Here is a 12511-nt window from a genome sequence, read left to right as displayed (position 1 = left end):
TTCGGCGCCTCCGACAAACGGTTGAAACGAGAGCGTTGCGGCTTCGCAGGTGGAGCCGGCGAGTAGGGGAGTTTTCTTGATGTACGTAGAGCCGGTTTTCGCGCAGGCCGCTGGTGGTGGCGATATACTGACCAGCCTTCTGCCGCTGATTCTGATTTTTGTGGTCTTTTACTTTCTTCTGATTCGGCCTCAGCAGAAAAAAGTCAAACAACACAAAGCGATGATCGATGCCGTGCGCCGTGGCGACAGGGTCGTGACCGCCGGTGGCCTGGTCGGCACCGTCTCCAAAGTGGTCGACGAAGCCGAGGTCGAAGTGACGATTGCGCCGGAAGTGAAGGTGCGTGTCATTCGCTCGATGATCCAGGATGTCCGTTCCAAATCCGAGCCGGTTTCGGACCAGTCTTCCGCAAGTAAGGCCAAGGGTGGCAAAAAGGGCTCCAAAACCAAAGAAACCGAAGCTGCCAATGACAGCGAATCGGCCGACTCCAAAAGCTAAACGAACAACTTCGGGTTTTCCGCGCAATGGTCCACATTCCTCGCTGGCAGGTCATTCTCACTCTCTTGGTGCTGATCGGCGGTATTATATTCGCGTCTCCGAACCTCTTTGAACCCGAGAGTCTGGACGAGGTCCCGTCCTGGGTGCCGAAAGATCAGGTTAATCTTGGGCTGGATCTGCAGGGCGGCTCCTATCTGCTTCTCGAGGTCGACATCGATTCCGTCTTTATCGAACAGCGCGAAAACCTGGTTGATGCGATTCGCCCCGATCTCCGGCGCGCCCGGCCCGACGCCATCGGCTACAGGGAGCTTGGGGTTGCCGGAGAATCCGTGGTGTTTACTCTCACGGAACCGACGGACGAAAATATCGCCCGGACGCGGGAGATTCTTTTCGATCTGACGCCGCAATCGCTCATCACGCAAAGCAACGGCAAGTTCACCATTGAAGACCCGGATGCGGTCAAGGTCGAGCGGCGCCAGAGGGTTCTGGAGCAGTCGATCGAGGTCATCCGACGGCGCCTGGACCCCACGGGCACGGTCGAACTCTCGATCCAAAGCCAGGGCGAAGACCGGATTCTGATTCAGCTGCCGGGCGTTCAGAACACCGAAGAGCAAAAAACGAAGTTGCAGCAGACTGCTAAACTGAGTTTCCGGTTCGTTGACGAAAACGCTAACCCTCTTGCCTCCGTCGCGCCTCCCGGATCAGAGATCCTTCCAGCCGACGAGTCGGATGCGTCGGGCGGCACCCGCAGTTATGTGATCAAGAAACGCGTGATTGTCGGCGGTGAGAACCTGACCGACGCCCAAGCGACGTTCCAGGACGGGCAGCCGGTGGTCAGTTTCGCCTTCGATTCCGTTGGGGCGCAACGCTTCGGCAATGCCACACAGAATAACGTCGGACGGCCCTTTGCAATTGTTCTCGATGACAAGGTCGTGTCTGCACCGGTCATCCAATCGCCGATCCTGGATGGCCGCGGTATTATTTCCGGCAGCTTCACCCTCGAGCAAACCCAGAACCTGGCGCTTTTGCTGCGGGCTGGTGCCTTGCCCGCGTCACTTGAGTTCCTGGAGGAACGCACGGTCGGGCCGGGCCTCGGCGCGGATCAGATTCTCGCCGGTGAATTTGCCAGTGTCCTGGGGCTGATTCTGGTCATTATCTTCATGGCGGTGATTTACGGCCTGTTCGGACTGATGGCCAATGTCGCGCTCGTGATGAACCTGGTCTTGATGCTCGCGGCGCTCTCGGTCCTCGGGGCGACCCTGACCCTTCCCGGCATTGCCGGGATCGTACTGACGATCGGCATGGCGGTTGACGCCAACGTGCTGATCTTCGAGCGGATACGCGAGGAGGTCGGTAACGGGCGCAGCCCCATCTCGGCCATCGATGCCGGTTACCGCCGCGCCTTGACCACCATTATCGATTCGAACCTCACGACCCTGATTGCAGCGATGCTGCTGCTCCAGTTCGGCTCAGGCCCCGTGAAGGGCTTTGCCGTGACTTTGTCTATCGGATTGGTGACCTCGATGTTCACCGCGATCATGCTCACCCGTTTACTCGTTGTGACCTGGCTGCGCCGCCGCAAGCCGCAAGCGCTCGGCATATAGGAGGCGTATCATGGCAATCATCAAAGCTTTTCCCGTTGCCCCCAAGCTGAACTTTCTCTCGAAACGCAAGCTGTTCCTCGCGTTCTCGGCGTTTCTGATGCTGGGCTCGATTGTGTCCTTCGCAACCCTCGGCCTGAACTTCGGCGTCGATTTCAGGGGCGGTATCCTGCTCGAGGTACGGACCAACGGACCGGCCGACCTCGGCGATCTTCGAAGCCGCCTCTCCGCGCTGGACGTCGGGGAAGTGACGCTTCAGGAATTCGGAGCACCGACCGACGTTCTGATCAACATACAGCGGCAGGACGGGGGGGAAGGCGCTCAGGAAGCCGCAATTCAGATCGTTAAGGAAGCCCTGAACGACACGGTGGAGGAGTACAGGCGGACTGAATTTGTCGGGCCAAAAGTCGGCGGCGAACTGAAACAAGCCGGTTTTCTGGCGACGGTTCTCGCCATGGCCGCGATCGGGCTCTACATCTGGTTCCGCTTTGAATGGCACTTTTCGGCCGCGGCGCTCACCGCACTGGTCCATGACGTGATCGCGACCGTAGGCTTCTTCTCGCTAACGCAAGTAGAGTTCAACCTCTCCACCTTGGCGGCGGTCCTGACCATTGCCGGCTATTCGATCAACGATACGGTGGTCATTTTCGACCGCGTGCGCGATGAGCTGCGGAAGTATAAGAAACTTCCGATCGTTGAAGTCCTGAACATGGCGATCAATCGGACCCTCTCGCGGACGGTCCTGACCTCTTTCACCACGCTTCTGGCCCTCTTCTCGCTCTTTATCTTTGGTGGTGAGGTGATTCGCGGGTTCAGCCTTGGACTGATCTGGGGCGTCATTATCGGCACCTACTCCTCGGTTGCTCTGGCAGTGCCGATGCTCTCTTTCATGAATATCCGGGCTGGTGTAACCAGCAGCAACGACAAGGATGAGACCGGCGACGCAGCACCGGCGGCTTCCTGATCCGGGGCGCTATGGTCCAGGTCGCTTTAGACTGGGAGGGATAGATGGAGATTTCCTTCGCGGTGCCCAAAGACCGGCAGGTCGTTGAGAGCTATGGCGACCTGCAGTTCAAGGTCAGTGGCGCGCAGTTCCAAGGGTCCGTCCTGGTCTTCCCCGAGCGCAGCCAGCCCTGGCCGGTCACGAACTTTGCCGGACTCAGTCTAGAATCGCTAGCTCCGGTGATCGAAGCAGGGAGTGTTCAGGTGTTGCTTCTTGGATGCGGGCCTAAACTTCTCATGCCGCCACCGGATCTTCGCAACGCACTGCGGGACAGGGGGATCGGGATCGAGCCGATGGATACCGGCGCCGCCTGCCGCACCTACAATGTCCTTCTCGCCGAAGGCAGGGCGGTTGCGGCCGCCCTGATCGCGGTCGAATAAACCGGTCGTCTTGTAATGCACTGACGCTCCAAAGAGGCAGACGTCACGCCTAACAAACCTATGCTGGAAATACGGTCATGCGGGGAGAATCCCGACTTGGCCGCTTCAAGGGTTCAGGATGACGATCTCGACACGCCGGTTGAGTGTACGGCCTTCAGGGTTGTCAGTGCCGTCGTCCGTTACATTCGGGGCGACGGGATTGGCTTCGCCGAAGCTGTTGTAGAGCACGCGTTCCGCCGCGACCTGATTGTAGACCAGTTCCTTGGCCACCGCTTCGGCTCTGCGTTCCGAAAGGGCCAGGTTGTATTCTTCGCTGCCGACACTGTCGGAGTAACCATTGACGTGAACCTGGCGCGAGACGACGCCCGGCGTGTTGAGAACGCGCGCGATGTAGGCAATGGGACCCCGGGAGTCGTCGGTCAATTCGTCGCTGTCAAATTCAAAGAGAAGTGGATTGACCAGCATCACCACGACACCCTGCTCGGTCTCGACCGTCCTGAATTCGGGACCGCTTAACTGGTCCTCGATCACTTCGTTCGAGGCCTGCTCAGTGGCACAGCCCGCCAGGCCAAACATGGAAGCGCAAAAAAAGATCGTTCTGAAAATGGTCACGGGGACGTCCTCACGTTGCTGTCGATTTCAGGCCGCCGATTGCTCAATAAAGACACATATTTAGCACCTGTACGATCAAAACGCGCAGACGTCCAGTATTTCGAAGCGAAAAAATCGAAAAAAGATACAATCCTTTCAAGGCATAAGACAAAAAAAGGGGGCAATGCCCCCTTTTTCATTCAACCGTCCGATCCATCGCGTTCCGCGGGACTTTCAGCCTTTACCGCAGCCTCAACAGGTCAAAGGAACAGAGACGCGAATCTCTTAGGCCGCTTCGAAGTTGGCCGACGCAAAATCCCAGTTCGCCAGCTTGTCCAGGAAGGTCTGGATGTAGTCCGGGCGGCGATTCTGATAGTCGAGGTAATACGCGTGCTCCCAGACGTCGATGGTCAGCAGTGCCGTCTGGCCGTCGGTCATGGGCGTGCCGGCGTTCAGGGTGTTGACAATCTTCAGGGTGCCGCCGTCCAGGACCAGGAAGGTCCAGCCGCTTCCGAAACGGCCTGTTGCCGAAGCCTTGAATTTTTCCGCGAAGGCATCGAAGCTGCCGAAATCCTCATCGATCTTTGCAGCGAGCGCTCCGCCCGGCCGGCCACCGCCGTTCGGCGACATGGAATTCCAGAAGAAGGTGTGGTTCCAGACCTGGGCCGCATTGTTGAACACGCCGGCTTTGCTGTCGTCGTTCGCGGTCGCCATGATGATGTCTTCCAGCGACTTACCGGCCAAATCCGAGTCACCGATCAGGTTGTTCAGATTGACCACGTAGGCATTGTGGTGCTTGGCGTGATGGAAGCTGAAGGTATTCGCGGAGTAATGCGGCTCCAAAGCGTTGTCGGCATAGGGAAGGGGAGGAAGCTCGAAAGCCATGCTTATGCACTCCTTGTATCTGCTCGTTAGCTGATTTGCTGAAGATAGACCCACTCGTCTATCGTTAAGGAAACTTGATAGGAAGATAGCGCCCGTGCCGTGTCCGTCAATTGTTAATGGTAATAATTCTAAAACTTGGTGTTTGGTTCCCTAGGCGTTGTCCGAGCACAGCTTGTCCATTGCGCCTGAAGCAGCTTTGCCTATAGTCGCCCGATGTTCTCAGCACAGCGAAATTTTCGATGACGGCGGCTTCGCTTTCCTATTGTGGCCAAGAGGTACGGACGCACGACCGCGAACGTTTTCTCACCTCACTTTTCGCGCCCTCGACACACCGGGAGGCGCTTTTTGCGCTCTACGCCTTTAATCTGGAGATCGCCAAAACCGCAGAGGTGGTGAGCGAAGCGATGCTGGGCCGGATACGGCTGCAATGGTGGCGGGAAGCTCTTGACGGCATCTACGCCGGAACACTGCGTAAACATGCGGTTGTCGAGCCTCTGGCCACCGCAGTGCATGAGTACGCCCTTCCGCGGGAGCTCTTCGATCGAATCATCGATTGCCGGGAGCTGGATCTCGAGGATACCCCCTTGGATAATTTCGAGGCCTTCGAGACCTATGCGGGGGGGACTTCCGGCACAGTGAGCAGGCTAGCGGCTATGATCCTGGGCGTGCGCGAGGAAATCGCACTACAGGCTGCGGAACAGGTCGGCACGGCTTGGGCCATGATCGGTCTTTTAAGGGCAATTCCCTTTCACGCGGCGCAAAAGCGCATTTTCCTGCCCCGCGCATTGATGGACCAATATGGCCTGCAGCGAAGCGATCTTTTCGAACTCCGCCGCAACGATGCTATTGTTAAGATCACGAAGGAAATCGCGAAGCAGGCGAAGGGTCACTTGAAGGCCGCGCGCGAAGCCAGAAAGCATTTCAGTCGCGCAACGCTTGCGGCTCTTCTACCGGCCACAGTCGCTCAACAGCATCTTACCAACCTTGCGCGTTGCGGATGGGACCCATTTGATCCAAATGCGCAGGGACCCAACCATGGCCTGGCCCTAAAGGTCTTCATCGCTTATCTGCTTTGCCGCTTTTAGACCGCGCAAGCGTTCCCGGAACGAAGACAGCCCAGCTGTAGAATGCCCACTTTTTCAACCGCAGAAATTTGAAAGCTTTGAAGAGAGATCTTTAAAAAAGGCGGGCGGCTAAACGCCGCCCGACGGCCGCCCGCCTACGAGTGCTGGGGGATGTAAACCTACTCTAAAAAAAGACCTTCTAGAGCGCACTCGCAAGTACTGAACTACAGGGAAAAAGCGCCGGCGAGAACCCGAGAAACCGCACGAATGCAATGCAGGAGTGCGGCATGATGGCGAATCCGGCTGTACCGGCACCGTGATCAGGCAGCCCTTGACGTGCTTCTGGCGCACCAGTCCGCCAGATCATCGAGGGCACGCTGCGCCATGGCCGGCTTGCGCTCCTTCTTCTTGATCTTCTTGCCTTCTACCTTCTCCAGTGGCGGAAAAAGCCCGAAGTTGACGTTCATCGGTTGGAAGGTCTTAGCATCGGCACCGCCGGTAATGTGCGAGAGCAGAGCGCCATGTGCGGTGGTCGGCGGGGGAGGAACCATTTCGTCCCCGCGTCGTTCCGCAGCCGCAAAACGCCCGGCAAGCAGGCCCGTCGCGGCGCTTTCAACGTAGCCTTCAACGCCGGTGATCTGACCGGCAAAGCGAATCCGCGGGGAGGGTTTCAAACGCATGCTGCCGTCCAAAAGACGCGGCGAATTGATAAAGGTGTTCCGGTGCAGGCCGCCCAGCCGCGCGAACTCAGCGTTCTCGAGCCCCGGTATCGATCGGAAAACCCGGACCTGCTCGGCGTACTTCAGTTTGGTTTGGAAGCCGACAATGTTGTAGAGGGTCCCAAGCGCATTGTCTTGCCGCAGCTGTACAACAGCATGGGGACGGCTGTCACTGCGCGGATCCTGCAGTCCGACCGGTTTCATGGGACCGAAGCGCAGGGTCTCGCGGCCGCGTTCAGCCATTACCTCGATCGGCAGGCAGCCCTCGAAATAGGGGGTCGAAGATTCCCATTCCTTGAAGTCGGTCTTTTCACCCTCGATCAAATCGGTGATGAAGGTCTCGTAGCCCTCCTGCGTGAGAGCGCAGTTGATGTAGTCGGCGCCGTCACCTTCGGGACCCACTTTGTCATAGCGGGACTGAAACCAGGCCTTGTCGAAATCAATCGAGTCTTTGTAGACAATCGGCGCGATCGCGTCGAAGAAGGCCAGGTATTCCTCGCCGGTCAGTTTACCGATCGCGCCGGCCAGATCCGGCGAGGTGAGGGGCCCGGTCGCCAGGATCACCGAGTCCCAGTCCTCGGGTGGTATACCCCCGATTTCCTCACGCTCGATCTTGACCAGTGGATGCGCCTCCAACCGACGGGTCACTTCCTGCGAGAAGGCGTCACGGTCGACCGCTAAGGCCCCGCCCGCGGGCAGCTTATGGGCGTCACCTGCGGACATGATGAGTGAGCCCAACCGCCGCATCTCCTCATGCAACAGACCGACGGCATTGTTCATGGCGTCGTCGGAGCGGAAGGAGTTGGAGCAGACGAGTTCCGCAAGGCCCTCGGTCGAGTGGGCGTCGGTCTTCACCACCGGGCGCATTTCGTGCAAAACCACCGGCACGCCCGCTTCGGCAATCTGCCAGGCAGCTTCGCTGCCGGCCATTCCGCCGCCCACCACGTGGATGGGTTTTATGTCTTTACCTGTCATAGCCGGAAGATACTCCAAGCAAAGGGCGGCGGACAGAGCGAAAAGCAGGCTTTTTTCGCGTTCCTACGGCAAGAGTCTGCGTTCGCGGTAGATGGCCTCGGCCGCCGGGTGCAGTGGAATGGCCAGACCTTCGCTCGCCATCTCACGGGCGTTAAGTTCAAGGAACGCCGGATGCTTGCCTTTGAGGTTCGCGAGGTCGTCCAAAACAGAGGTTACCACAGCTTCAATGACACTGTCCGGTGTATCGCTGCGCGCGACGAGCACGGTGCGATGACCGAACGTCGAGATACTCGCGGCCTGGCCCACGTACATCTTCGCGGGGACCGATGCCTCGGCAAGGGCTGGGTTTCCCGTGATCTCGTCTGCTTTCTCCGGGAATTCAACGGGTAAAAGCCTGCCGCCGCATTCTGCCGTGGCCTTCCGAATGATCCCGCTCGGATGTTCGTAGGTTGCCAGCATCGCATTCGCTTCGCCATTGCAGAAGCTATCCAGGGCTGTGCGTGTGGACTTTACTTTCTCTAGCGACGCAAAGCTGCTGTCCGTCCAGCCCTTCAGGTTGCGCAGAATTTTGAAGGTCGCATCATTGTAACTGATCGACGAAGTGACGAGCCGGGCAGTCGCAAGTTGGCCAAGCTCTTCCACACCCGAATTCCGTTTTACGACAATGCTTAAAGGCTGCGGGTAGAAGGAGATCACCGCGCGAAGATCGTTCATTGGCCCCGTGTTCGTGAAGGAGCCAATGCCATTGGCGGCGGATTGCGCCCAGGCGGAATGCACAATCGCCAAATCGAGGATGCGATTCTCCAGTAATCTCAGTTTTGCCTCTGCATTGCCCTGGACCAGCGTGTCACAGGGTGAAGAGACAACAGCAACGGCCTGCCCGTAACTTCGGCAGATTTCCTGTCCGAGGAAATGGTACAGGCCCGCTTTGTTACCGGTTCCGATCAGAAAGGGCCCGGTTTCAGGATCCGTCTGTTTGGAAGGTTGCTGCTGTGTCTGTGCACAGGCGCTCAGCACACCCGAGATAAAGATGAAAAAGAGTAACGAACGCCGCATCCAAGGAGCCCTTTAAGATAGTCTGAAAATCTCAAGCAGGTTGGGAGCTTAGCAGCAGAATAATTTCAATCTAGAATTTTAAGCCGTCGAAGGGATGAAACCAGACCGCAATCCATCTGACATCCGCAGGTTTGGGAAAGGCAGTGTGGTGTTACTTACCTGAATTTCTCGCGAAGTCTTTTAGACGATCGCCATCGAAGCGGTAATAGACTTTTTCAGTCACCCGCCGCGCGCCCAGGTTCTCATAAAAGGTCATGGCACGGGGGTTATGGTCTTCTGCGGTCCAGTCGAAGCGGCAGCAGCCGCGATCGACCGCAATCCCCGCCAGGGCACGCATCAGGGCTTCACCCGCCCCCTGACCCCGTGTTTCCGCGCGGGTGAACAGGTCCTTCAGATAGAGCGCAGCGCCAAGATCCGGCGCGGGATAGAGCACGCTGAAGCTGGCGAAACCAAGGGCTTTACCATCCCGCTCGATCAGAAGGATCTCGGTGGTGGCGTTCGGCACGAGCACGCGGTCGCGCACGTGCGCGCGCATTGCCTCGGCCGATGGCGCATCATCACCCCAATAGTGGAGGTCGCAGAGATAGAAAAGCTCGCCAACGGCTTCAAAGTCGTCCCCGCCTGCGAGGCGGAATGAAAAACCGACGGCCGTCATGCGCTTTTCTGGCGGGTTTGCGTGGCGGTGCCGTTCAGGTAGGGCGCCAGGTATTGCCCGGTGAAGCTCTCCGCGACCTCGGCGACCTCCTCGGGCGTGCCGCTGGCCACGATGCGCCCGCCCTTGTCGCCGCCTTCGGGGCCCAGATCGACGATCCAGTCTGCGACCTTGATGACCTCGAGATTGTGCTCGATGACGAGTACGGTGTTGCCTTGTTCGACAAGAGCCTGAAGGACTTCCAGCAGCTTGCGGACGTCTTCGAAGTGCAGGCCCGTGGTGGGTTCGTCCAGAATGTAAAGTGTGCGACCGGTTGCCTTCCGGGAGAGCTCCTTCGCAAGCTTGACGCGCTGTGCCTCGCCGCCGGAGAGCGTGGTCGCGGCCTGGCCCACATGGATATAGCCGAGACCGACCCGAGCGAGAGTTTCCAGCTTGTTGCGGATCGCCGGAACCGCCTTAAAGAACTCCACACCCTCGTCGACGGTCATATCCAGAACATCGGAAATGGACTTGCCCTTAAAGACGATCTCAAGGGTTTCGCGATTGTAGCGCTTGCCCTTACAAACGTCGCATTGGACGTAGACGTCGGGCAGGAAGTGCATCTCGATCTTGATCATGCCGTCGCCCTGACAGGCCTCGCAGCGTCCGCCCTTGACGTTGAAGGAGAAACGGCCGGGTTTGTAGCCACGCGCGTTAGCCTCGGGAAGGCCCGCGAACCATTCCCGGATCGGCGTGAAACAGCCGGTGTAGGTGGCGGGGTTCGAGCGCGGGGTACGTCCGATCGGCGATTGGTCGATATCGATCACCTTGTCGAGGAATTGCAGTCCCTCAATGGATTCATGTTTGCTGGGCGTATCCTTGGTATTGTGAAGACGCCGCGCCACCGCTTTGAACAGAGTTTCAATGATCAGGGTTGACTTACCGCTGCCTGAGACACCGGTAACGCACGAGAAGGTGCCCAGCGGGATGCTGACACTGACGTCCTGCAGGTTATTGGCACTGGCCGATTTTACGCTCAAGACCTGGCGTTTCCGGCCTTTGCGCCGGGTCTGAGGCACCTCGATCATACGCCGGCCGGTCAAATAATCAGCTGTGAGGCTGCCTTTGGCCGCCATAACTTCTTCCGGCTTACCCTGGGCCACGACTTCGCCGCCGTGAGTCCCGGCCTTTGGTCCCATATCCACCAGATAGTCCGCCGTGCGGATCGCATCTTCGTCGTGCTCGACGACAATGACGGTGTTGCCCAGATCCCGCAGGCGTTTGAGGGTCTCCAGCAAACGAGCGTTATCGCGCTGATGCAAACCGATGGAGGGTTCGTCCAGAACGTAGAGAACACCGGTCAGGCCGGACCCGATCTGAGAGGCCAGCCGGATCCGCTGACTTTCCCCGCCGGACAGAGTGGCGGAGCCCCGACTGAGGGTGAGGTACTCCAGGCCCACATCGACGAGAAAGCGCAGCCGCTCGTTGATTTCCTTCAGGATCCGCGCGGCGATCTCCTGCTGTTTCGCACTCAACTTTTCATGGAGGCCGTCAAACCACTGGGCTGCGTCCGCCACGGAGAACTGAGAAGCTTCACCGATGTGCAAACCGGCAATTTTTACGGCCAGAGTTTCGGGCTTCAGGCGATGACCGTGACAGGCGTCACAGGCCTGGGTGGCCTGATACTTCGAGAGCTCCTCACGCACCCAGTCGCTGTCGGTCTCGCGCCAGCGCCGGGCCATATTCGGCAAAACGCCCTCGAAGGCTTTTGAGGTTTCATAGGTCCGCAGACCATCATCATAACGCATGGTGATCGGTTCTTTTCCGGAACCGTTCAGGATCGTATCGCGGACTTTCTCCGGCAGCTCCCGCCAGGCCGTGCGGGTCGAAACACCATAGTGACGCGCAATGGAATCGAGGGTCTGCTTGTAGTACTGCGCCGTTGTCGAGGACCAGGGGGCTACAGCGCCCTCTGCCAGCGACTTTCCCTGGTCCGGCACACTGAGATCCGGATCGAAGAACATCTCGATACCGAGCCCATCGCAGGCGGAGCAGGCTCCGAAGGGATTGTTGAAAGAAAAGAGCCTTGGTTCAATCTCATCGATCGTAAAACCTGAAACGGGGCAGGCAAAGCGCGCTGAAAAGACCGTGCGCTCTCCCCCGTCGGCATTTTCCGTGTAGGCAATGCCATCCGCCAGTTCCAGGGCGGTTTCAAAGCTGTCCGCCAGTCGCGATTCGATGTCCTCGCGGACGACAAGTCGGTCAACCACGACCTCGATATCGTGCTTGCGCTTTTTGTCCAGGGCAGGGGCTTCGGCAATCTCGTGCAGTTCGCCGTCGATTTTGACCCTTTGGAAACCCCGCTTCTGCAGCTCGGCCAGTTCCTTGCGGTATTCTCCCTTCCGGCCACGCACGATCGGCGCCAGCAGATAGAGGCGGCTGCCTTCCGGCATCTCCATTACCCGGTCCACCATCTGGCTGACGGTCTGGCTTTCGATCGGCAGGCCTGTTGCGGGGGAGTAGGGAATCCCGACCCGTGCAAAGAGCAAACGCAGATAGTCATAGATCTCGGTCACCGTGCCGACTGTCGAGCGCGGATTCTTCGAGGTGGTTTTCTGTTCGATCGAAATGGCGGGCGACAGGCCGTCGATGGAATCGACATCCGGTTTTTGCATCATCTCGAGGAACTGCCGGGCGTAGGCCGAAAGCGACTCCACGTAGCGCCGCTGCCCTTCGGCATAGATTGTATCGAAAGCGAGCGACGATTTTCCGGAACCGCTCAAACCCGTGATCACCACGAGTTGATCGCGCGGCAGATCAATACTGACATTCTTCAGATTATGTTCGCGTGCGCCGCGCACCGAGATAACGGGGTCGGATTGTCTGGTCATGAGGTTTTCAATCGGCCTTAATGGATCGCATAACAGTTGGACTGATCCCGACTATTATGTAGGGGAACAAAACATGAATATGGTGAAGCGGCAACGAATTTGTTAGTCTTGGAAACGAAAAGCGCAGACGTAACCAAATGCGTAACAAAAGCGGTGCAGTGAAGGAACCTTATCGCTAAAGTCGCGCGGAGTCTCGGCAGCAGTCGAGTCCGCACATTC

The 12511-nt window shown here is 58.2% G+C and carries 11 protein-coding genes; 5 read left to right on the top strand and 6 right to left on the bottom strand.

Annotated features, from left to right (window positions below):
- Nucleotides 1–79 precede the first annotated feature (79 nt).
- From yajC to FKG95_RS16695, 4 genes are read left to right on the top strand one after another with little or no spacing between them, the layout of a single operon-like run.
- Nucleotides 80–496 carry a preprotein translocase subunit YajC gene (gene yajC / locus FKG95_RS16710; protein ID WP_142897515.1) on the top strand — a complete coding sequence of 139 codons (417 nt, stop codon included), beginning with the start codon at nt 80–82 and terminating at the stop codon, nt 494–496.
- A gap of 26 nt (nt 497–522) precedes the next feature.
- Nucleotides 523–2100 carry a protein translocase subunit SecD gene (gene secD / locus FKG95_RS16705; RefSeq protein ID WP_142897514.1) on the top strand — a complete coding sequence of 526 codons (1578 nt, stop codon included), beginning with the start codon at nt 523–525 and terminating at the stop codon, nt 2098–2100.
- Nucleotides 2101–2110: 10 nt separating this feature from the next.
- Nucleotides 2111–3061: a protein translocase subunit SecF gene (gene secF / locus FKG95_RS16700; RefSeq protein ID WP_142897513.1), complete on the top strand. Its 951-nt coding sequence runs from the start codon at nt 2111–2113 to the stop codon at nt 3059–3061.
- Nucleotides 3062–3105: 44 nt separating this feature from the next.
- Nucleotides 3106–3480, top strand: coding sequence for an Mth938-like domain-containing protein (locus tag FKG95_RS16695; RefSeq protein WP_142897512.1), 375 nt, complete (start codon nt 3106–3108; stop codon nt 3478–3480).
- Between the two features lie 105 nt (nt 3481–3585).
- On the opposite strand, the gene FKG95_RS16690 is transcribed toward FKG95_RS16695, so the two are convergent.
- Nucleotides 3586–4092: an OmpA family protein gene (locus FKG95_RS16690; protein ID WP_142897511.1), complete on the bottom strand. Its 507-nt coding sequence runs from the start codon at nt 4090–4092 to the stop codon at nt 3586–3588.
- A gap of 264 nt (nt 4093–4356) precedes the next feature.
- Nucleotides 4357–4956 carry a superoxide dismutase gene (locus FKG95_RS16685; protein WP_142897510.1) on the bottom strand — a complete coding sequence of 200 codons (600 nt, stop codon included), beginning with the start codon at nt 4954–4956 and terminating at the stop codon, nt 4357–4359.
- Between the two features lie 239 nt (nt 4957–5195).
- Here FKG95_RS16685 and FKG95_RS16680 point away from each other — a divergent pair, with 239 nt between their 5' ends.
- Nucleotides 5196–6041, top strand: a complete 846-nt coding sequence (locus tag FKG95_RS16680; protein ID WP_142897509.1) for a phytoene/squalene synthase family protein — start codon at nt 5196–5198, stop codon at nt 6039–6041.
- Nucleotides 6042–6340: 299 nt separating this feature from the next.
- Here FKG95_RS16680 and trmFO read toward each other — a convergent pair whose 3' ends face one another.
- From trmFO to uvrA, 4 genes are all read right to left on the bottom strand, one after another.
- Complete coding sequence (gene trmFO, locus FKG95_RS16675) at nt 6341–7714, bottom strand: methylenetetrahydrofolate--tRNA-(uracil(54)-C(5))-methyltransferase (FADH(2)-oxidizing) TrmFO (RefSeq protein ID WP_142897508.1); 1374 nt, start codon at nt 7712–7714, stop codon at nt 6341–6343.
- Between the two features lie 63 nt (nt 7715–7777).
- Nucleotides 7778–8770 (bottom strand): TAXI family TRAP transporter solute-binding subunit, encoded by a 993-nt coding sequence (locus FKG95_RS16670; protein WP_142897507.1) that lies wholly within the window; start codon nt 8768–8770, stop codon nt 7778–7780.
- Nucleotides 8771–8921: 151 nt separating this feature from the next.
- Complete coding sequence (locus tag FKG95_RS16665) at nt 8922–9425, bottom strand: GNAT family N-acetyltransferase (protein ID WP_142897506.1); 504 nt, start codon at nt 9423–9425, stop codon at nt 8922–8924.
- Nucleotides 9422–12292 carry an excinuclease ABC subunit UvrA gene (gene uvrA / locus FKG95_RS16660; RefSeq protein ID WP_142897505.1) on the bottom strand — a complete coding sequence of 957 codons (2871 nt, stop codon included), beginning with the start codon at nt 12290–12292 and terminating at the stop codon, nt 9422–9424. The genes FKG95_RS16665 and uvrA overlap by 4 nt, the downstream gene beginning before the upstream one ends.
- Nucleotides 12293–12511 lie beyond the last annotated feature (219 nt).

This window comes from Denitrobaculum tricleocarpae (assembly GCF_007004665.1).
GTDB classification, from domain to species: domain Bacteria; phylum Pseudomonadota; class Alphaproteobacteria; order Kiloniellales; family Kiloniellaceae; genus Denitrobaculum; species Denitrobaculum tricleocarpae.
This window is presented reverse-complemented; position numbering and strand designations above follow the sequence as displayed.